We start from the raw sequence: 20,080 nt of genomic DNA on the forward strand, positions 1-20,080 counted from the left end.
CCTGGTAAAGCTCCGACTGCCCTGCTAATTCTGTTTATACTCATGCAGTGCTACCAGCCAAAGCAGGGTGCAGGGGCGACTGAAGAGGAGCCTCAGAGCATTGAGGCTGTCTATAAGATACCCGGCCAGGTAGCAGGAATCCTTGAGCGCTCCTGCTACGATTGCCACAGCAACACGACGGATTACCCTTGGTATTCCTATGTCCAGCCCGTGGGATGGTGGCTGGAGAGGCACATCTCAGAGGGAAAGGAAGAATTAAATTTCAGCACTTTCGGCACCTATTCCAAGCGAAGGCAGGCCAGCAAGCTTGAATCCGTGGCAGGGCAGGTAAAGGCAGGCAGTATGCCTCCCGAATCGTACGCTCTGTTGCATAGGGATGCCAGGCTTACAGAAGAAGAAGTGCAAGTGTTGACGCAATGGGTGCAGGCTCTGCAGGACAGCCTGTCGGTGGAATAATTATTAACTTAAATCTTTGGGTTATGAAGCATACGTATGAAATTCATGGAATGAGCTGCGAGGGTTGCAGAAATGCAGTTGAAAAGGCTCTTAATTCCGTAGACGGAGTCACAGCTATGGTGTCCCTGGATCCGCCTGTGGCTGAAATCACTATGGATCGCCACATCCCCACGGAAAAGCTCCAGGAGGCATTAAGCACTGCGGGTGATTACCGTATTTCTATGCAGGGGCAAACTATGGGCACTAAAAACCATGCGCATCATGTGGATCACCACACGCCGCAGGCTCCTGTCAGCGGCGCCAGATATTACTGCCCAATGCATTGCGAAGGCGAAAAAACCTATGACCGGCCCGGCAGTTGCCCGGTCTGCGGGATGAACCTGGAGAAGGTACCGCAGCTGCAAAATACAGCGCGGCAATATACCTGCCCGATGCATCCCGAGATCGTAAAAGACGCCCCGGGCGCGTGCCCTATCTGTGGAATGGACCTTGTGCCACTGGCACCGGATGGCGATGACCAGCAACAAGCGTATAAAGTGCTGCGCAGGAAGTTTTGGGTAGCCGTTGGCTTTACCCTGCCGATCTTTGTCCTTGCCATGGGGGAAATGATTCCCGGAAACCCTATCGGGCGCGCCCTGGGGCAGGACGTGTCCAACTGGACCCAGTTTGCCTTTTCATTGCCTGTTGTTTTTTATGCTACGTGGATGTTCTTTCAAAGAGCCTGGGTTTCTTTTGCGACCCTGCGGCTCAATATGTTCAGCCTTATTGGGCTGGGCGCAGCGGCCGCTTTTATCTTCAGTATCATCGGGCTTTTGTTCCCGGGGGTTTTTCCTGAACAGTTCCGCAGCCACCATGGGGGCGTCCACCTCTATTTCGAGGCAGTTACTGTAATCCTTACCCTTGTGCTTTTAGGGCAGCTGCTTGAAGCGAAGGCCCACAGCCGCACCAGTGGCGCAATACGGGAACTTTTAAAGCTTTCCCCAACAGAAGCTGTGCTGGTAAAAGACGGCAGGGATACCGTCATACACATCAATGAAATCGTAAAAGGAGATATCCTGCGGGTAAAGCCAGGAGACAAGATACCTGTAGACGGCACCATCGCTGAAGGCTCAGGCAGCGTTGATGAGTCCATGATCACCGGCGAGCCAATTCCCGTTACCAAGCAACAGGGCGATAAGGTGAGTGCAGGAACGATCAACGGCACAAAAACATTCCTGATGTCTGCCGAGAGGGTCGGCGAAGAGACCTTGCTGGCGCAGATCATCGAAATGGTCAATTCGGCAAGCCGCTCGCGCGCGCCGATCCAGAAGCTTGCTGATAAGGTATCGGGCTATTTTGTGCCTGCTGTAATAGCAATAGCTGTCATTACATTTGCGGTCTGGGCCCTATACGGCCCGCAGCCTGCTTATATTTTTGCATTTGCCAATGCGCTTGCAGTACTGATAATTGCCTGCCCCTGCGCACTGGGGCTGGCGACACCTATGTCAATAATGGTAGGTGTGGGCAAGGGAGCCCAGCAAGGGGTGCTCATAAAAAATGCTGAAGCTATTGAAAAAATGGCAAAGCTTGATGTGCTCATTACCGATAAGACAGGCACCATTACCGAAGGCAAGCCTTCAGTGGAAAGCGTTGTGCCGATAGATGGAATACAGGAAAGTGAGATCATAACATTAATCAGCTCACTGAACCAGTACAGCGAGCATCCGCTGGCTAAGGCGGTCCTGGATTTTGCCAAAATCAAAGGCATTGCACCTGAAAAGGCTGAAGATTTCGAAGCTGTTACAGGCAAAGGCGTTACCGGGGTAGTAGCAGGGCAAAAGGCTGCACTGGGCAATAAGGGGCTTATGGAATCTGTAGGGGCTGCAATCCCGGCTGCCCTTGCTGATGAGGTATCCCTTGAACAGGCAAAAGGAAAGACGGTGTCCTACCTCAGCCGCGGCAAAAGCATCATTGGCTATATTACGATCAGCGATGCTATTAAGGCGACAAGCGCGGATGCCATCAAAGCCCTTCAGGCCAAAGGTATTGACGTTATAATGCTTACGGGGGATAACGCAGCGACTGCCAAAGCGGTAGCTGCGCAATTGGGGCTACAGCATTTCAGGGCAGAGGCCCTGCCACAGGATAAGCTGGAGGAGATAAAAAAATTGCAGTCGCAGGGCAAAGTGGTTGCCATGGCAGGGGACGGTATCAATGATGCGCCGGCCCTGGCACAGGCTGATATTGGTATTGCAATGGGCACAGGCACAGATGTGGCCATAGAAAGTGCAGGGGTTACCCTTCTGAAGGGTGACCTGCAGGGTATCGTCAAGGCCGTGGACCTGAGCCATAAGGTAATGGCCAACATCCGACAGAACCTCTTCCTGGCCTTCATATATAATATTATCGGCATACCGGTAGCCGCAGGGGTGCTGTATCCCTCATTCGGCATCCTGCTCTCACCGATGATAGCGGCAGGGGCCATGAGCCTTAGCTCTGTTTCTGTTATACTTAATTCCCTAAGAATAAGGAATATTTAAAAGATACGATTATGAAAAAACACCTAAAACATCTTATACTGGCACTTCTGCTGTCCTTTATCCCTGAATTGGTGCAGGCGCAGCATTCCGGCCATACAGCGCCAAAAACTACTGAAGCATCAAAAGCCACTGCGGCCACCTACACCTGCCCGATGCATCCTGAGGTGCATTCGGCTAAGCCGGGCAAATGCCCTAAATGCGGTATGGCCCTGGTAAAAGAAAAAGCAAAGCCAGCAAAAAAGAAAGCGGCCCAAAAGACGACTCCCGCAAAAAAAGAGCAGGTAAAGAAAGAGCCAAACACAACAGCTAACGAAATACAGCATCAGAGCCACGCGCAGGAGTCGGTGCCCGCCGCAACGCCTGCGCCTAAAAGCGCGCCAAAGACCAGGGCAAAGGCGGTGCGTTACGACTTATATATAACCGATACTATTGTAAATTATACAGGCAAGGCCGTGGAAGGAATTGCCATCAACGGCACCATCCCGGGGCCTGAGCTCCATTTCACTGAAGGGGATACCGCAGTGATCTATGTCCATAACAAGATGCACCATGAGACCTCCGTGCATTGGCACGGGCTGCTGCTTCCTAACGAGCAGGATGGCGTCCCGTACCTGACCACTGCTCCCATTAAGGCCATGTCGACCCATGTATTCACATTCCCGCTAATACAGTCAGGTACCTATTGGTACCATTCCCATACGATGCTCCAGGAACAGGTGGGCATGTACGGGGCCTTTATCATCCATAAGAGGGATGTGCCGCAAGCTCCGGAATATACTGTCCTTATCAGTGACTGGACCGATCAGGACCCCCACGATATAGAGCGCTCACTGCACAAGGCCAATGACTGGTATGGCATCCAAAAAGGCGCTACACAAAACTATCTGGAAGCCGCAAAGGAGGGCAAGCTGGCCACAAAGTTTACCAACGAGTGGAAGCGGATGCACGCGATGGATGTAAGCGATGTCTACTATGAAAGGTTCCTGATAAACGGGAAGAATGAAGACCACGCCCCGCAATTCAACGCAGGTGATAAAGTCCGGCTCCGGGTCATTAACGGTGGCGCTTCATCATATTTCTGGCTTACCTATTCGGGGGGGAAGATCACCGTTGTTGCCAGCGATGGCGAAGAGGTCGAGCCTGTTGAGGTAGACCGGCTTATTGTCGGCACATCCGAGACTTACGACGTTATAGTGACTATCCCTGACGACAAACGGGCCTTTGAATTTGTCGCTACTGCCGAAGACAGGACAGGGCAGGCCTCGCTTTGGCTTGGGCAGGGCATAAAGCAGCTCGAGCAGCCACTTGCGCGCCTGAACTACTTTGAAGGCATGAAAATGATGAACGACATGATGACGGTAGGCGGCAAAATGAAGGATATGGGTATGGATATGAGCCTGCAAACCATGGACATGAACGCGGTAATGTACCCTGAGATAACTGGCGGATCAGCAGATGCCGGGACTATGGATATGGGAATGGACGCAGGTATGGACCACAGTGCACATAGCGGTGCAGGCAGCGAAATCGTTACCCTAAACTACAATATGCTTAAATCGCCCAAGAAAACAACATTACCAGAGGGCCCGGTACGTACCATCCATTTCGAGCTGACAGGCAATATGAACCGCTACGTATGGACCATTGATGACAAAGTAGTATCAGAGACCGACAAAATACTGATAAAACAAGGGGAGAATATCCGCATCGTAATGACCAATAACTCCATGATGCGCCACCCGATGCACCTGCATGGGCATTACTTCAGGGTGGTAAACCAGCATGGTGATTACTCTCCCTTAAAGAATGTTATCGATGTTATGCCGATGGAAACTGATACCATCGAATTCCACGCCGATGCAAAATACGGCGACTGGTTTTTCCACTGCCACATCCTTTACCATATGATGTCCGGGATGGGAAGGATCTTTACCTACGAGGATTCGCCCCCTAACCCGCAGCTACCCGATCAGGAGGAAGCATTGGGGAAGGTATACGCTGATGACAGGCGCTACTACTTTTCAGCAGACATCGGCCTTGAAAGCAACGGCAGCGATGGAGAGCTTCGCCTTGACGGCACACGCAATTTTGCGGACCTGGAATGGAGGCTCGGTTACAACAATGAAGCAGGTTATGAGACCGAAGCGCACATAGGGCGGTATCTCGACAAGATGCAATTCCTGTCCGCTTATGTAGGTTTTGATTTCAGGTACCGTGATGCCAGCGATGCCGAGAAAAACCTCTTCGGGCAGATCAACACGCAGGACCAAAGGGCAGTAGCGTGCCTGGGATTAATATATGTGCTGCCGTGGTTTGTAGAAAGCGATTTGAGGGTCGACCATGAAGGCAGGGTTAGGCTTCAGTTCACAAGGGATGATATCCCGGTCACCTCGAGGCTCAGGCTGTGGGGGATGTGGAATACCGATTACGAGTATAGCGTTGGAAGCAGGTACATCCTGACCAAATTCTGGTCACTGTCAGCACACTACGACAGTGATATGGGTCTTGGTGGCGGCCTTGCCTTCACCTATTAAAAAGTATTAATTTTAAATTTATATACTATGTCACATCAAAGATTTATGGACTGTATCAGAGCCTGCCTGGCCTGTGCGGTCGCGTGCAATCATTGCGCAACAGAGTGTTTAAGTGAAGACCAGGTAAAGCATCTCGCTAGGTGCATCAAACTGGATCTGGAGTGTGCGGCTATCTGCAGGGCAGCTGCAGAAATGATGAGCCTGGGAAGTGATTACAGCATTGAGCTTTGCCGCTTATGTGCTGAGGTATGCAATGCATGCGCCGAGGAATGCGAAAAACATGCTGCGATGGGGATGGAGCACTGCGCGCAATGCGCAGAAGCCTGCAGGGCATGCGCCGATGCGTGCAACAATATGATTACAAACAACTAAACCGAAAATTATGAAAAGAACAATCGTTTTAATAACAGCCGCTGCCCTGTCATTCATGGTTTCATGTTCCGATGATGACAGCGCAGCCAATGATGGAGTGCAATTACAGGCCCATGATGACAACAAGATGATGGACACCATGCATGGCATGATGGACGCAATGGCAGCCATGGAAATGACCCATGACCCGGATGTGGATTTTGCCGCAATGATGATCATGCACCATCAAGGAGCGATCGCTATGGCTAACCTGGAGCTGCAGGAAGGCAGCAATGCAGCGATGAAGTCCATGGCGCAGGCTATAATTACCGAACAGCAGCAGGAGATACAGGAGCTTCAGGCTATCCTTTCGGGGCTAGCGGTTGATGATATGGATATGGAATTTATGGAGGAGCAGATGATGGGGATGGATAAAATGGACGCTATGGCTGACCAGCAGATGATCACCGGTGATATTGACAATGATTTTGCCAGCCTTATGATCATCCACCACCAGGCTGCGATAGACAGCGCATCATCCTATCTTCACCATGGGAACAACACTGAATTAATGGCAATGGCTACTGCTATTGTCGAGATGCAGTCACAGGAGATAATCGAAATGAGCAATTGGCTTATTGCTAACAAAAGGTAACAATTGGGACTGTATCGGACCACCTGTGCATCATTGCACCTGAACGAAAAAGCCCCTGCACAGCAGGGGCTTTTCACTATAACCTATTTTTTATTTATGCTGAGCCAGCCAATTTTGCAGTTCCTCAATTTCTTTTTGCTGGTCTGAAATCATCTTCTGCGCCATCTGTTTATATTTCGTATCTTTTGCATACCGCTGTATTGTCTTGCCCATCTTAATGCCATCCTGATGGTGCTTGATCATCATCGTTGCAAATGACTTGTCTACCGAACCCCCATCCATCTCCGGCATTTTCATCATAGCCTGCATGTTATCCATCATGGCCTTGCCTAATCCACTATCAGTGTTCATAGGGTCATAGTCCTTTGCTTTGTCATCGTAACCGTCAAGCATCTTGTCGATTTGGTCTACTTCTTTTTGCTGCGCGTCCTTTATCTTCTGTGCCATCTCTTTGAGCTGTGCATCCATACCGGAATCCAGCTGCGTTTGCGACATTGCTATTGCGCCCTTGTGGTGTTCTCTTAGTTCGGCGGCAAGGTCGTAGTCGGCAATTCCTTTTTTCTCCAAGGCGTGTACCTTGTCCATCATGTTATTCATGTCCGCCATCAGGTCGCCGGTCTCCTCTGCGGCTTTTGTCACATCAGAAGTGGCTTGTTGTACAGTATCAGTCGCGGTACCTTTATTATCGGCATCTTCTGCCGTTTTGTTTTTGCAGCCGCATAACAGCAGCACGGCAACAGCCGCACTTACCAGAATTTTATTTTTCATAATATAACAGGTTTAAAGTTAACTATCAAAGATAATTAATGCCTTCCGCATACCCTACGGGCTTTAGAGACCGTTAACATTTGAATATGCCCGGCAAGTTTACGAGCAGGATCTTACCCAGACGAAATTACCTTTCAAACATAATTACATTCTCGTATTAAACATAATTAAGCATGAAAGTATTATATTTGCTGAAATCATTTCACGATATGAAAAACTATAAGATTGACCGTATAGGAGTTGGGGCTATTTTCCTAACTGCATTGCTGTCACCATGCTGCTTTCCATTATTCGCTTTTGGCGCGTCTGCCTTAGGCCTTGGAGGCGTAGAGCTGCTAGGCAGTTGGACAATGCCGGTTTTTCTCGGCCTTATAGGCATTTTTTTAATTGGGTTATTCCTATCTTACAGGAGGCACCGATGCCTATATCCTTTATTGGTGGGTGTGCCAGGAGCCGCCATTATTTTATATGGGTATTTAAGCAACGAATTGCTTTTTATTTACGCAGGCATGTTTGTGCTGTTGGCATCAGCTATAGTGAATTTTTACCGTAACAGGCTATATGGAAAAGGAGATGCTATTGTCATGATGTCCACGATAACTTGCCCGCATTGCCATTTCAGCAAGGAAGAGCTGATGCCGGATAATGCCTGCACATTCTTCTACCAATGTACAAATTGTAAAGGAACAATAAAACCAAGGCAGGGTGACTGCTGCGTCTACTGCAGTTACGGTTCTGTGCCGTGCCCGCCCATTCAAAGCGGAAATAGCTGCTGCTCATAAACGCAGTTATTTATATTATACAAGACAAATTTTAGTCTTTTTGATTTTTAGCCTGTTGGATTATTTCTACATAAAATTTCCTTCTGAACCAAAAAGCAAGGTTAACCAGCGCGATAAGAGCAGGAACTTCGACAAGTGGGCCAATAACTCCAGCAAACGCCTGCCCGCTATTAATACCAAACACACCAATTGCCACCGCAATAGCCAGTTCAAAGTTATTTCCCGTTGCCGTAAATGCTATGGACGCGCTCTTAGAATAATCGGCACCAAAAAAGCGCCCTGTGAAAAAGCTTATCACAAACATAATCGTAAAGTAGATTACCAGGGGAATAGCTATACGTACCACATCCATAGGTATTTCTACTATTAATTCTCCTTTAAGGCTGAACATTATTACAATGGTGAACAGCAGGGCTATCAGGGTTATTGGGGAAATAATAGGCACATATTTTGTCTGGAACCACTCTATTCCTTTAAGCCTGATCAAAGCATATCTGCTTACAATGCCCAAAGCAAAGGGTATACCTAGATAGATGCCTACACTTTCAGCAATCTGCCCAATGCTGATGTCTACTGCAAAGCCATCGTACCCGAAATAGGGCGGAAGTATGGTTATAAAAATATACGCATATACGCTGTACAGGAATACCTGGAAAATACTGTTTAGTGCAATAAGCCCGGCAGCATATTCACGATTGCCATCAGCAAGGTCGTTCCATACAACCACCATCGCGATACAACGGGCCAGCCCGATGAGAATAACCCCAATCATATATTCTGGATAACCTTTCAGGAATAGCAAAGCAAGGGCAAACATCAGGATGGGACCAATAACCCAATTTAGGAGCAATGAAGCGCCCAAAACTTTAGTATTGGAGAAGACTTCACCCATTTTACTGTAATTCACCTTTGCCAACGGCGGGTACATCATCAGTATCAGGCCTATTGCAAGCGGAATATTGGTGGTGCCGCTTGAAAAGGAGTTGATGAAGTCACTGCTTGAAGGCAGCAGGTAGCCCAGTGATACGCCAAATGCCATGGCAAGAGAAATCCACAATGTCAGATAGCGGTCTAAGAAGCCAAGTTTCTTTCTATCGGCCGCAGGGGCACAATTGTTTGCAGACATACTTACTTTTTTATTTGGGAGAATACGTAAAACATTTCCTCAGCAATCTGAAGGCTGCGCTCATTGTACTTTTCAGTTTGCTGTGGCGAATTATCAAATGCCTTCGGGTCTTCATATGTTATGGCGATTCGCTTTTCAGCACCAGATATAAAAGGGCATCCTCCATCAGCTTGTGAACAGGTCATTATAGCTGCAAAACCACCATCGGGATTGAACTCATCATAATACGTTTTGGAAAACGCGATCACAGGGTGCTGGTTTTCTGAATATTTAACAGCATATACCGGATTATCTCCAATAGAGAGCGCTTGTACTCTGAAGCCTGACAGCTTTAGGGTTTCGGCCACAACCGGAAACATGGCCGTTGCCTCTGTTCCGCCTGAATAACAAATAACCTTCGGGATTTGGTAGTACTCCGCTGCTGCCTGTGCCCATATCTGAGCAAGGTGGCTCCTGCGTGAATTATGGGTACATATCAGGTTAAGCCTTATTTCTTCCTGAGCCAGCGCTTTTGACTGGATAAAATCAATTAAAGGCTTAAGCACCTCTTTACGTTGCTCTGATATATTTTCAGAACTGAAGCTGTTCACTACAGTTGTTATTTCCGGATAAAGCATATGTTTGTTGATATTGTTTATGATATTAGCAGCAGCCTCCGCCAGGGGTGCAGCTGTTGGGATTTCCGATAGCGATTTCCGAAAGTGCCACTTTTTTCTTCTCACTTGGAATCCCGCACTGGTCTGAGGCCAGGCATGCGGTTTGCTTGTTCAGAAGCAAAAAACCTTTGCCGTCGAAGTCGAGGTCATATTTCCCTATAGTCCTGTCTTGGTACTCTACTTCAATTTCATAATCGCCTATGCCCAGAACCTTTTCGGATAAGTCAATAATTTTTAACAGCTTTTCTGGTTTAAGCCTGTGGTCCTCGTCATTAGAATCTTCCCATAGCTGAAAGTTGACAACAGTTTCCTTTCGTATGGTACCCCCGCAGTCGATAAAATCTTTAGTTATCAATCCCACTTCTGTAACGTGGAAGTTTTCCGGCACAAATGCTCCATCAGGAAGCTGGAAGGACAATGTAGCTAGTCCATTAAGATGATTTTTAATTTCTGATAATTTCATAAGATTATAATTTAGTGTTAGCAGCAGTTTGCTTTTCTCTTTTCGGTATACTCGGTAATATGCTGGAAGAAACCTTTAATATTCTCGAATCCTTCTTCATTGATGCAGTAGCAAATTGCGGTGCCTTCAATATTTCCTTTGATAAGGCCTGCATTCTTAAGTTCTTTCAGGTGCTGTGAAACCGTTGGCTGGGCCAAAGGCATCTCATTCACGATATCGCCGCAGATGCACGTATCGACTTTCATCAGGTATTCGATGATTGCTATTCGTGCAGGATGTCCCAAAGCTTTGGCTAAGACAGCCAGTTCATTTTGGTTATCCGTAAAATGATCGGTTTTAGTTGCTCCCATTGTTTTATTATTATATTGCAATATTACGATATATAATTAAACTTTCTACATTTTATTTTTTTTTGCAGCATCAAACTTCAGGTTTTTATAGAATTTTTAATTCGAGCAATTATGACGAACTCTTAGATTAAATATGATAACCAAACAGTTATTATTTTATCACACTGGATAGAATAAGAAAAGTAACAGCGACATATTTAAAATATTTATTACTTGAAATACTTGAAGTATATATCTTCAGTGCAAAAAAGGGCGGTGTAGTTCCTGTTTTTCGAACATTTTCGACGTAGAATTATATATTTTATGTCGGTTAAGATAATGGTGGCACTTTGAGTTCTAAAATATAACGAGCCAGCGTTATGCGGTTTTCAGAGGTAAGTTTCGAATATGTTCCCTCCATAAAGATTACTAAACGTATATTTCGGCAGCTCTTTTGCTTTAAAAGGTGCTGATATACTTGATACAGTCCCTCCCTTATTCGTTAAAGGTATGTGTCTTTTTAAACTTTACTCTCTAATGGCTGCAGATTCATCAATAAAGCTACTAGTGGCTGGTTTATAAAGTAATATGTGTTTCCCAACTTTTGTTTTACTAGAAAACCATCTTCAACTAATTTATTAGCATAATTGGTGGCAGTAGGTCTGGAAATTCTAAGCTCTTGTTCTAAGAAGTTTATTTTAGTATAGGGGTGTTTAAAAAGATTATTTAGCAAATCCTGACTATAAAATTTATATTGATCTCTAATCTTAATCTTATAGTCCTGCATTAAAATTTTTATTTGCAATATTAGTTCTACTGTTTGTCTTGAAGTCTGTTCCACTGCATCTAACATGTAAAGAATAAAGGGTTCCCAGTCATTTGAATCTCGGACTAATTGAATATACTCGTAATATTTTGTTTTGTTTTGATTAATATATCGACTTAGATATAAAGTTGGTGCTTGCAACAAGTTTTGTAAAACCAGGTACATTATATTTATAATTCTCCCTGTTCTTCCATTTCCATCATAGAAGGGGTGAATGCTTTCAAATTGAAAATGTATTACTGCCATTTTAATTAAGGGATCTAATTCGGACATTTCATTGTTATTAATGAATTTCTCTAAGTTAGTCATTAAACTGACTATAGATGAATGGTCTTGTGGGGGAGTATATATTATTTGTCCTGTTTTTTCATTTTTTAAAGTAGTTCCCGGAACTTTTCTAAATCCTGCGTCGCTGTTTTCCAGTAGAGATTGGATTTGAATAATGTGATTACTATTTAAAAATCCAAAGTCCTTTACTAAATTAAAACCTCTCTTTAGTCCAGATATATAATTTTGAACTTCTTTAGCCGCCAGGGTTTGTATATTTTCCAGTTCAAGAGAAGCCTTATAAAGTTCATCATGGGTGGTAACAATATTTTCTACTTCACTACTGTCTTTTGCCTCCTGTATAGCTAACGTATTTAATAATATGTTTTGATTAGGCATTGTACTCGCAATTCCTTTTAATTCTGCTAGAGCTCTATGAACGGAAGGAAGTTTTTTTAAGACTTTCTTAGTTTCTAAATCGATATCAACTGGTAATGGTCCTAATTCCCACATAATGTAAAGTTTTTTCGTTTTTCTTTACAAAGGTAGTGTTATATGTAAAAGAATTGCCATTTCTTTTACATTATATTTTTGATATTTTTTATTTCTAACATTAGAAATTCTATTTGATGAATTTTATTTATTAGAATGTCTTTATTAATTATTCTATTTAAAAATATCTTCTGTTTCTTTTACATTGGATTTAATCTATTTAAAGTATTCGCTATTTTTTCTACATTAGAATTACTCCATTTAAAATATCTTCTATTTCTTTTACATTGGATTTAATCTATTTAAAGTATTCGCTATTTTTTTTACATTAGAATTACTCCATTTAAAATATCTTCTATTTCTTTTACATTGGATTTATTCTATTTAAAGTATTTTCTATTTTGTTTACATTAGAATTATTCTATTTAAAATATCTTCTATTTCTTTTACATTGGTTTATTCTATTTCTATTCTAACCTTAGAATTACATTTAATACTAGGCGCAATTTATCGGCTCAAATCAAAGTCAACAAAATCTCTAGTTATAAGTATCAGGCTGGAGCATTATAGTTATTAAAGGTAGACTGAAATAATATAGCCATGACGTTTTCACTCATGGCTATTTAATTAACTACAGATTTGATATAATATTAATGCTGATGGCCATCGCCTTCGGTATGCTCGTGATCGTGCGCCTCACCTGCCAAAGTATCTTTAGTGGACGTAGTGTCCGTGCTGTGATCGTGACCTTCATGCTGCTCGGTTCCATCGCTGTGGTCATGCCCCTCATGGCTGTCGGTCTTCTTGTCATTGCAGGCAACACACATCGCCACAGCAAAAAAAGGAATAATAATTTTTTTCATAGTTATAGATTAGTGGTTTGACTTATGGGGCTTAACCCCGATTTCCCAGTCGCTTATTTGAAAGCACTAAAGCAAATATAATAATATATTTCAAAGCCGCAGTAGTTCGCAAAAGCATTAGCAACAGCAAATAGGGCATAGAAAACGTGAGATTAAAAATAAGTGCTCAGCCCAAAACTAAAGCCTCTGGTCTGGCTTGGCGGATTCCCCAGTAGGTCAGTGGCCTCAAGGATTCGGTAATTGAGCCTGAGGACGGTCTGGGCCGAAGGGCGAAAGCTGATCGCGGGCATAATGCTCCAAAGCTCATCGCCAATATTGTGACCTGCTTCATTAAAAGTACCTACATTAAAATCAACGTATTCCAAACGACAGGCTACGTTAAGTATAGCATTATCCCAGTCCAGTACCTTGCGCTTCAGAACCGGCTGTACAATATCGATAAATCCACCTCTCTGCTTGCTGCCGTATTGTTGGCTAAAGGTGAGAGGTACATCCACGTGAACCCATGCCCATTCAGCAGTAATGAAGGTTTTGAGATAGGGAAGGATAGTATTATAGTCAACGGCGTATACCTCCACGCGTCTCTTTTCATCCAGTGCCAGACCGTCTTCCTCAAACTTATTAAAAACCCCTCCCATATAAGACAGCCCAAGCTCTCCATATTTAGAATTGCGTACTGAAGCTTTTCCTGTAAAAAGCGGCAGCCCGCTATTGATCTCTTCAAAGCGTTCAGGATTCTCCTTTGCCGCAGGAAGCGATGTCCTTCCTAAGCTATTATCTATAATGCCGTCATCGAAGTTACCGGAAAAATACAGTTCATACCCATACATCCAGTTTCCGGCGTATTCTTTTCCATACATCCCGAAGCCAGCATTGCTCCAGGTAGCCGGAAGCATTTCAGTTGCAGAAATAGGCCTGTCGGTGAATTCCCATTTCGGACCATCATGGTTCTGGTTAAACGCGCCAATGGGGTTCAGGATAATTCCTGCCCGCAGGTTGGCCAGCGGAAAGAGCTCCATGTCTATTGCCGCGAATTCTATGGCAACTTCCTTTCCGCCTTCCTCAAACTCAATTTCACTAAGGAATTTCAGGCGCTTTGATATTGTGGAGGATACAAACAATGTCATCCTTCTGAACTGGAACTGGTGCCCTTCGGAAACCCCGTCAGTACCCAGGTGCTGCCAGTTGATCTCGGCATATCCGCCCACCGATACCGGTAGCTTTCCCATACCGAGGAAAGGGCGGTTGTATACCGCATCCATATTCATTAGGTCTTTGACGGTATCTTTCGGGAACCTTCTCAACAGTGTGGGGTCTATCTGTGCCAAAAGTGGCATAGCACCACATAAAAACAGCAGTATAATTATTTTCCTCATTGCTTTTTCAGGGATATTTTTATAAGGTTCATTTCAATAGATATTGGAAAGCTTCGCAAGGCACGGTCGGCCGGACCGTTACGGACCACGCCCCTGTCGCTGAACTCGCTCCCATGAGCTGGGCATTGCAGGGTATCGCCGAAAACCTGCAGTTCCGCACCCATATGGGTGCACTCCATCCACAGGGCAGAATAGCTGTCGGCAGTATGCCTGAATACACAAATGGGGAACTTGAGCAAGTCATTATTGACCACAATAAACTTGCGGAAACCATGGGTTTCATTGCCGAAGTCAGACGTGGGGACGACCAGGTTGTCACCATCTATACTACTGTTCATTGATCTTGCGGATGAACAGCTGTTCAGCAGCGAAACGGCAGCTATACTGCCAAGGCATCCAAGCCCGCAGGTCTTGAGGAATTGTTTTCTATCCATTATAGTTAAAGGGAATTTAAAAATTTAAGTACGGCCTCTCTTTCCTGCTGACTCAAATTGTTATAGTTACTGCGGCTTGCAGCGGCTTCGCCGCCATGAAGCTGTATAGCCTGCTCAATCGAACGTGCACGCCCATCATGCATAAGAAAGAAGTTGCCGCCCTGCGAGTTTGGCGAAAGGCCTAATCCCCATAAGGGTGGTGTGCGCCATTCGTATGTTTTCGCGGAGCCTTCAGTGTACCCATCATCAAGGCCGGGGCCCATGTCGTGCAGCAAAAGGTCGGTATAGGGATAGAAGTTTTTATTGGACAGCGGTGACAAGGCAGAATACCCTGTCCGCAGTTCCGGCTTATGGCAGGCGGCGCATTGGATCTGGCTGAATAACGCTTTTCCCTGCTGTACCCTTGCATCATTCTGGTTACGCTGTATCGGCGCTTTCAGCGTTTGTAGGTAGAAAACGACATTGCGTACTGTGAGGTCGGTTATTTCCGGGTCTATACTAAGGCCTGTATAGGTATCAACAGGTTCGAAGCTGGAAGTTATCCCGATATCCTGGTTGTAGGCATTGGCAGTTTGGTGGAGCAGGTCGAAAGCGGCGCCCTTTCGACCAAATCGGCAGATATATTTGCCATTTTGGCTTACTGCGCCTTGTGGTAAGTTTAAGTAATCAGGAATGTAGTTCCAGTTTGGTACGCCGGATATGCCATCACCGTCGAGGTCGTCGGGGTCGGCCATCGCCAATAGATCGGTGTCTGAAACTAATTCTATAAAGCCGAGTCCTGTATTAGCCGGAGGAGTAAATCTTGCGAAGGTGGCCCCTGGCGGCACCACCTCTGGTGCGTAGCCCGGCAGTGCCCGGTTTTGTAACTGAGGTCCGCCCAGATGAAGGAAAGTATTGCCAGTCTCATTGATTTGCCCAAAGCGTGTCAGCGTGGTGAATGGAGTTCCCCGACCATCGCCAGCATGGCAGGCTACGCAGCTGGTCGCGACGAAGACGGGGCCGAGTCCCGTTCCCGAAGTGAATACTTCGTCATTAAAAGCCACATCCCCCGCTAAAAATCTCCGGTTCTGTTCGTGTGTCAATCCATCAAGCGGACCGTCAAGGATGCTGTCGTCAGCAATTGCTTCGGGTTCAAAATTTGAACAGGATAGCAGTGAAGCAAAAATCACCAGTAAAAGGGCAGCATGCAACCTAATGCGATTATCATAGTTAAAGTTTAAAGCCATCTTAAATTATTTTTAGACAAAACTAAAAATAAAATACATACAACTTTAAAAATTTTATTAGAATCTTAAAAATATGTCGCGCGACATCTTTATGTTAGTCAGGAGCCTTAAAATATTCATAGTGCGTTGTCTGCTACCACTGCAAAACCCATTCATGGGCCTTGCTAAAAGATGCGCTGTCAGGGAATACTGTGCTACTTATAATAATGATATTATAAAAACATCGAGGGACTATAGATTAGCTAAATACCGTTGGACGAAAAAACCGCTAATGGCGAAATATCCAACTTTTATGGTCAGTGATATCTCTCAATACCGGTTCCATCTGGCAGGTGCCTTATGGTAGTTTACCAGGACGGCACAATAGGATGTTTGTAAATAAAACCTATTTTTGACTGCCCGTTTTTTTCATACCCGATGTCTTTTCCAGGCGTTTGTATATACTTAAAGCAATATTGGATGCGAAAGTAATAATCAGGACTATACTTAATAATTTGTTTAGTTGCGGTTTCCCATCAATCATTTCCGAGCAAAAGTCAAAGATAAAAAAGGCCAGGACGACATATGTAAACTGACTATTATCCTTCAGCACAGCTTTCCGCCAATTGAAGGATTGCGATTTTCTAAACAGCAAAATGTTTGGGATAAAGGCTGGTATTTTTTCAGTGATGTTCCGGTAATTTGAGGATAACTGATTCCTGATATGCATTTCCTCGGCAAACATGATTCGCTCAAAATACAGCCAGCAAAAAAGCCAGTAGGCTATTTCAAACCAAAGAAAGCCGGTCAAAAGTGCAGGTCCCATCCACATGATCACCATACCTATGAATTTGGGATGCCTGACGACAGAATATAGTCCGGTGCCGTGATAGCTTTCCGCTGCACGCCCTTTCATTTTCCTTCCTGATAGTGCTGTAGATGTGCCCAGCGCGTAGGTATATACCGCAAAGCCAAAAAAGCTGAACAGGAGACATAAATTTTCGTAGAGCTCTTCCGCACTGCTTTCCTGAAAGTAAAAGCTGTTGGGATAGATTTCACCTTTAATGAGCAGCGCGTAGCTTAATATCAAGGCAGTAAAGGGGATTGCTTTCCCATATTTTGAAAGCCCGCGGCCTTGCTTTTCAAATTCTTCAAGAAGTGCCATGTAAGAAATTGTAAATTTTCATTATGTCAGTACTAAGCGGTTCCCAGGAATTTCAGCCCGAAGGTTAATTACTGATGTTTGCAATCGTATTAATTGTCAAGGCCACAATTATGGTGTTAAATACAAATGATATGAGGCTGTGCATCAGTACGTAACGCCTGACCATTCGGGAGGACACGCTCACATCCGATACTTGGAACGTCATTCCGATGACAAATGAGAAATAGGCGAAATCGAGATAATCAGGCTGTTCTGAATCAGGAAAATCAATGCCACCCACTTCGGTACCAGTATTTAATTTGTTGTGATCATGATAAAGGTGCGCGTACCGAATGGTAAAGATACTATGAAGCAATACCCACGAGAGTGCTACAGCCGAAAGCGTAACGATAGTCCGTATATCCTTATCGGCTGAGGATTCCGTTGTCTTTACTATCAGGAGCAAGGTCCCGAGAAGGCTGACGCACACAGAGGTCAGCACGATTGCAAATATTACCTTAAGCCCGTCATCCTGTTTCCGCACTACTTCATGCTGTTCTTTTGCTGTGGTGGTTATGAATAATAGCCAGCTCAACCCGATGAGAGAGAGGGTAAAGATATCCCAGGCAACCATGATCCGTACAGTAGTGCCCAAATGCAGGAACATTGTGGCAATAAAAGCAAGGGCCGCCAGTAAAAGGGACAGTGCCAATTTCTGGTAGCCACTTGTATTCGCAACCCATTTTGAGCCAGCTAATTTATCTCTCATCGGTTATATTTTCATTCTTTGGATACGTACAGCATTTAGGATGGCAAGCAGTGCCACGCCAACGTCAGCAATCACTGCCTCCCAAAGCGTTGCAATCCCACCCGCACCCAGTGCAAGTACAATAATCTTTACCACCATAGCCAGGATGATGTTTTGCCAGACGATCTGTTTGGTAATCTTTCCTGCTTTTATAGCTGTTACAATCTTGGAAGGCTGGTCGTTCTGGATAACGATATCTGCTGTTTCAATAGTTGCATCGCTCCCCAGGCCTCCCATCGCAATACCTGCGTCTGCAAGCGCTACTACCGGTGCATCGTTAACGCCGTCGCCGACGAATGCTATCTTCTTGCCCTCATCCTTTAACGCCTGGACTTTCTCAACCTTATTTTCGGGTAGCAAGTCGCCATATGCGTTATCAATTCCAAGTTTTTTTGCTACTTCATCCACAACGCTCTGCTTATCACCCGAAAGCATAACGGTCTGTATTTTTAGGGCATGCAAATCTTTAATAGCATCAACTGCATCTTCCTTTATCTTATCGGCTATTGTAATGTGGCCTTTGTATTTTTTATCCACTGCGAGCACCACAATCGTATAGACAATACTATTAATTTCCTCAGGATATTCAATATCGAACTTCTTCATTAATTTGGTGTTACCGGCCAGTACTTCCTTGCCATCAATAACGCCCTTGAGGCCGTGCCCTGAAATCTCTTCTATTTCCTTAATGCTTATATCCCTAAAGGAATCTTTTCCGGCATGCTCAACCACTGCCATGCCTATAGGGTGGGTCGACTGGCTTTCGATTGCGGCTGCAAGCTTTAGCAATTCTTTTTCTTCGATGTCCGTGGCCTTTATCTCCTGGACTTTAAATATACCCTCTGTCAAGGTTCCTGTCTTATCCATCACCACAACATTGATGTCGGTCATCACATCGAGAAAATTGGATCCCTTGAACAGAATCCCGTTTCGTGAGGCCAGCCCAATTCCTCCAAAATAGCCCAGTGGAATCGATACCACGAGTGCACAGGGACAGCTTATAACAAGGAACACCAGTGCCCTGTAAAACCAGGTCGTGAAGACATAAGGGTCAGTAAAGAAGTAGGGTACAAAGCATACCGCTAGTGCCAGTGCAAAAACGATCGGCGTATAGATCTTGGCAAACCTGCTTATAAAAAGTTGTGTCTGTGATTTGCGGGCTGTGGCGTCCTGTACCATCTCCAATATGCGGCTCAGCTTGCTGTCCTTAAATAGCGAAGTGACCTTTACCTCGGCCACAGTATTCAGGTTGATCATGCCCGCATATATCTTTTCGCCTTTATTTTTTGTGTCCGGTTTGCTCTCTCCCGTAAGTGCAGCGGTGTTGAAGGATGCTTTTTCAGAAATCATTTCGCCGTCAAGCGCTACTTTCTCCCCAGGCTTCACCCTAATGGTCTCATCAATTTTTACATCTTTCGGGCTCACTATACTTTCCTGTCCCTCCCGTACCACTGTAACTTCTTCAGGCCTAATATCCAACAGCGCCTTTATGCTTCGTTTGGCACGGTTGACCGCCGCATCCTGGAACCATTCGCCGATGGAATAAAAAGCCATTACGGCTACTCCCTCACTATACGACCCAATTGAAAATGCCCCGATAGTCGCAACGCTCATTAGGAAAAATTCATTGAAAAAATCAAACCTTAAGGCTTTTCTATACGCCATATACAGAACATTATAACCTGCAAGAAGGTAAGCTACAGCAAATATGATAAGGTCAGCCGGAAAAGGGGGAACATAGCTAAACCCGAATTCGAGTGTTAACATGATGGCCAGTATGAAAATTGCGAGCAAGAGCTGCCAATGACTTTTCCAACCTGAAATTTCTTCGTCAGCCCCGTGGTTGTGCCCATCATCTTCTGAATGTGCATCTTCCACTTCAGTAACAGGTGTAGTAGCATTTTTAGAAGGCTCAATGTTTCTGTTTCCTGATTTAGGAGCGGTATTGTTTTCGTTGCTTTCAATCATAGTACAGTTTTTTTATTTATTAAATTTAAATTATCTATAGTTACGGTTTAATCGTAAT

The 20,080-nt window shown here is 44.9% G+C and carries 19 protein-coding genes; 6 read left to right on the plus strand and 13 right to left on the minus strand.

Annotated elements, in window-relative coordinates; translation table 11 throughout:
- The first annotated feature begins 42 nt into the window (after positions 1 to 42).
- From ACT6R0_RS00425 to ACT6R0_RS00445, 5 genes are all read left to right on the plus strand, one after another.
- Positions 43 to 456 (plus strand): heme-binding domain-containing protein, encoded by a 414-nt coding sequence (locus ACT6R0_RS00425; protein ID WP_255004570.1) that lies wholly within the window; start codon positions 43 to 45, stop codon positions 454 to 456.
- A 23-nt stretch (positions 457 to 479) separates the two neighbouring features.
- On the plus strand, positions 480 to 2,975 hold the full coding sequence (locus ACT6R0_RS00430; protein ID WP_255004571.1) for a heavy metal translocating P-type ATPase: 2,496 nt from the start codon (positions 480 to 482) through the stop codon (positions 2,973 to 2,975).
- A gap of 11 nt (positions 2,976 to 2,986) precedes the next feature.
- A complete protein-coding gene (locus ACT6R0_RS00435; protein WP_444650290.1) occupies positions 2,987 to 5,509 on the plus strand; it encodes a multicopper oxidase domain-containing protein in 2,523 nt (840 codons plus the stop codon).
- A 195-nt stretch (positions 5,510 to 5,704) separates the two neighbouring features.
- Positions 5,705 to 5,881, plus strand: coding sequence for a four-helix bundle copper-binding protein (locus ACT6R0_RS00440; protein WP_444652299.1), 177 nt, complete (start codon positions 5,705 to 5,707; stop codon positions 5,879 to 5,881).
- A 10-nt stretch (positions 5,882 to 5,891) separates the two neighbouring features.
- The gene (locus ACT6R0_RS00445; protein ID WP_099076950.1) at positions 5,892 to 6,515 is read left to right on the plus strand and encodes a DUF305 domain-containing protein; all 624 of its coding nucleotides are present in this window, start codon (positions 5,892 to 5,894) and stop codon (positions 6,513 to 6,515) included.
- A gap of 90 nt (positions 6,516 to 6,605) precedes the next feature.
- Here the strand turns inward: ACT6R0_RS00445 and ACT6R0_RS00450 are convergent, their stop codons facing one another.
- Positions 6,606 to 7,283, minus strand: coding sequence for a DUF305 domain-containing protein (locus tag ACT6R0_RS00450; RefSeq protein WP_099076949.1), 678 nt, complete (start codon positions 7,281 to 7,283; stop codon positions 6,606 to 6,608).
- Positions 7,284 to 7,492: 209 nt separating this feature from the next.
- Between ACT6R0_RS00450 and ACT6R0_RS00455 the strand changes: the two genes are divergently transcribed.
- Positions 7,493 to 8,065 (plus strand): MerC domain-containing protein, encoded by a 573-nt coding sequence (locus ACT6R0_RS00455; RefSeq protein ID WP_099076952.1) that lies wholly within the window; start codon positions 7,493 to 7,495, stop codon positions 8,063 to 8,065.
- A gap of 31 nt (positions 8,066 to 8,096) precedes the next feature.
- Here the strand turns inward: ACT6R0_RS00455 and arsB are convergent, their stop codons facing one another.
- From arsB to ACT6R0_RS00515, 12 genes are all read right to left on the minus strand, one after another.
- Positions 8,097 to 9,191, minus strand: a complete 1,095-nt coding sequence (gene arsB / locus ACT6R0_RS00460; protein WP_444650293.1) for an ACR3 family arsenite efflux transporter — start codon at positions 9,189 to 9,191, stop codon at positions 8,097 to 8,099.
- A gap of 2 nt (positions 9,192 to 9,193) precedes the next feature.
- Positions 9,194 to 9,808 (minus strand): arsenate-mycothiol transferase ArsC, encoded by a 615-nt coding sequence (locus tag ACT6R0_RS00465; RefSeq protein ID WP_099077459.1) that lies wholly within the window; start codon positions 9,806 to 9,808, stop codon positions 9,194 to 9,196.
- Between the two features lie 25 nt (positions 9,809 to 9,833).
- On the minus strand, positions 9,834 to 10,310 hold the full coding sequence (locus tag ACT6R0_RS00470; protein WP_099077460.1) for a DUF6428 family protein: 477 nt from the start codon (positions 10,308 to 10,310) through the stop codon (positions 9,834 to 9,836).
- A gap of 17 nt (positions 10,311 to 10,327) precedes the next feature.
- Entirely contained in the window at positions 10,328 to 10,660 is a 333-nt protein-coding gene (locus ACT6R0_RS00475) for an ArsR/SmtB family transcription factor (protein ID WP_099085129.1), read from the minus strand.
- A 499-nt stretch (positions 10,661 to 11,159) separates the two neighbouring features.
- Complete coding sequence (locus ACT6R0_RS00480) at positions 11,160 to 12,245, minus strand: Fic family protein (protein WP_444650297.1); 1,086 nt, start codon at positions 12,243 to 12,245, stop codon at positions 11,160 to 11,162.
- 629 nt (positions 12,246 to 12,874) lie between these two features.
- Complete coding sequence (locus ACT6R0_RS00485; protein ID WP_444650299.1) at positions 12,875 to 13,087, minus strand: hypothetical protein; 213 nt, start codon at positions 13,085 to 13,087, stop codon at positions 12,875 to 12,877.
- A 152-nt stretch (positions 13,088 to 13,239) separates the two neighbouring features.
- On the minus strand, positions 13,240 to 14,463 hold the full coding sequence (locus ACT6R0_RS00490; protein ID WP_444650301.1) for a hypothetical protein: 1,224 nt from the start codon (positions 14,461 to 14,463) through the stop codon (positions 13,240 to 13,242).
- The gene (locus ACT6R0_RS00495; protein ID WP_444650303.1) at positions 14,460 to 14,897 is read right to left on the minus strand and encodes a QcrA and Rieske domain-containing protein; all 438 of its coding nucleotides are present in this window, start codon (positions 14,895 to 14,897) and stop codon (positions 14,460 to 14,462) included. The genes ACT6R0_RS00490 and ACT6R0_RS00495 overlap by 4 nt, the downstream gene beginning before the upstream one ends.
- Before the next feature lie 5 nt (positions 14,898 to 14,902).
- On the minus strand, positions 14,903 to 16,123 hold the full coding sequence (locus tag ACT6R0_RS00500; RefSeq protein ID WP_444650304.1) for a di-heme oxidoredictase family protein: 1,221 nt from the start codon (positions 16,121 to 16,123) through the stop codon (positions 14,903 to 14,905).
- Positions 16,124 to 16,508: 385 nt separating this feature from the next.
- Positions 16,509 to 17,267, minus strand: coding sequence for a methyltransferase family protein (locus tag ACT6R0_RS00505; RefSeq protein WP_444650306.1), 759 nt, complete (start codon positions 17,265 to 17,267; stop codon positions 16,509 to 16,511).
- Positions 17,268 to 17,331: 64 nt separating this feature from the next.
- The gene (locus ACT6R0_RS00510; protein WP_218965613.1) at positions 17,332 to 18,015 is read right to left on the minus strand and encodes a DUF1345 domain-containing protein; all 684 of its coding nucleotides are present in this window, start codon (positions 18,013 to 18,015) and stop codon (positions 17,332 to 17,334) included.
- Positions 18,016 to 18,018: 3 nt separating this feature from the next.
- Positions 18,019 to 20,022, minus strand: coding sequence for a heavy metal translocating P-type ATPase (locus tag ACT6R0_RS00515; RefSeq protein ID WP_444650308.1), 2,004 nt, complete (start codon positions 20,020 to 20,022; stop codon positions 18,019 to 18,021).
- Between the last annotated feature and the right edge of the window lie 58 nt (positions 20,023 to 20,080).

The organism is Flavobacterium sp., from assembly GCF_052437795.1.
Classification (GTDB): Bacteria; Bacteroidota; Bacteroidia; order Flavobacteriales; family Flavobacteriaceae; genus Flavobacterium.

Coding starts and splice junctions, on each gene's coding strand:
- ACT6R0_RS00425 (WP_255004570.1), top strand. CDS start 43: ATGCAGTGCTACCAGCCAAAGCAGGGTGCAGGGGCGACTGAAGAGGAG.
- ACT6R0_RS00430 (WP_255004571.1), top strand. CDS start 480: ATGAAGCATACGTATGAAATTCATGGAATGAGCTGCGAGGGTTGCAGA.
- ACT6R0_RS00435 (WP_444650290.1), top strand. CDS start 2,987: ATGAAAAAACACCTAAAACATCTTATACTGGCACTTCTGCTGTCCTTT.
- ACT6R0_RS00440 (WP_444652299.1), top strand. CDS start 5,705: ATGAGCCTGGGAAGTGATTACAGCATTGAGCTTTGCCGCTTATGTGCT.
- ACT6R0_RS00445 (WP_099076950.1), top strand. CDS start 5,892: ATGAAAAGAACAATCGTTTTAATAACAGCCGCTGCCCTGTCATTCATG.
- ACT6R0_RS00450 (WP_099076949.1), bottom strand. CDS start 7,283: ATGAAAAATAAAATTCTGGTAAGTGCGGCTGTTGCCGTGCTGCTGTTA.
- ACT6R0_RS00455 (WP_099076952.1), top strand. CDS start 7,493: ATGAAAAACTATAAGATTGACCGTATAGGAGTTGGGGCTATTTTCCTA.
- arsB (WP_444650293.1), bottom strand. CDS start 9,191: ATGTCTGCAAACAATTGTGCCCCTGCGGCCGATAGAAAGAAACTTGGC.
- ACT6R0_RS00465 (WP_099077459.1), bottom strand. CDS start 9,808: ATGCTTTATCCGGAAATAACAACTGTAGTGAACAGCTTCAGTTCTGAA.
- ACT6R0_RS00470 (WP_099077460.1), bottom strand. CDS start 10,310: ATGAAATTATCAGAAATTAAAAATCATCTTAATGGACTAGCTACATTG.
- ACT6R0_RS00475 (WP_099085129.1), bottom strand. CDS start 10,660: ATGGGAGCAACTAAAACCGATCATTTTACGGATAACCAAAATGAACTG.
- ACT6R0_RS00480 (WP_444650297.1), bottom strand. CDS start 12,245: ATGTGGGAATTAGGACCATTACCAGTTGATATCGATTTAGAAACTAAG.
- ACT6R0_RS00485 (WP_444650299.1), bottom strand. CDS start 13,087: ATGAAAAAAATTATTATTCCTTTTTTTGCTGTGGCGATGTGTGTTGCC.
- ACT6R0_RS00490 (WP_444650301.1), bottom strand. CDS start 14,463: ATGAGGAAAATAATTATACTGCTGTTTTTATGTGGTGCTATGCCACTT.
- ACT6R0_RS00495 (WP_444650303.1), bottom strand. CDS start 14,897: ATGGATAGAAAACAATTCCTCAAGACCTGCGGGCTTGGATGCCTTGGC.
- ACT6R0_RS00500 (WP_444650304.1), bottom strand. CDS start 16,123: ATGGCTTTAAACTTTAACTATGATAATCGCATTAGGTTGCATGCTGCC.
- ACT6R0_RS00505 (WP_444650306.1), bottom strand. CDS start 17,267: ATGGCACTTCTTGAAGAATTTGAAAAGCAAGGCCGCGGGCTTTCAAAA.
- ACT6R0_RS00510 (WP_218965613.1), bottom strand. CDS start 18,015: ATGAGAGATAAATTAGCTGGCTCAAAATGGGTTGCGAATACAAGTGGC.
- ACT6R0_RS00515 (WP_444650308.1), bottom strand. CDS start 20,022: ATGATTGAAAGCAACGAAAACAATACCGCTCCTAAATCAGGAAACAGA.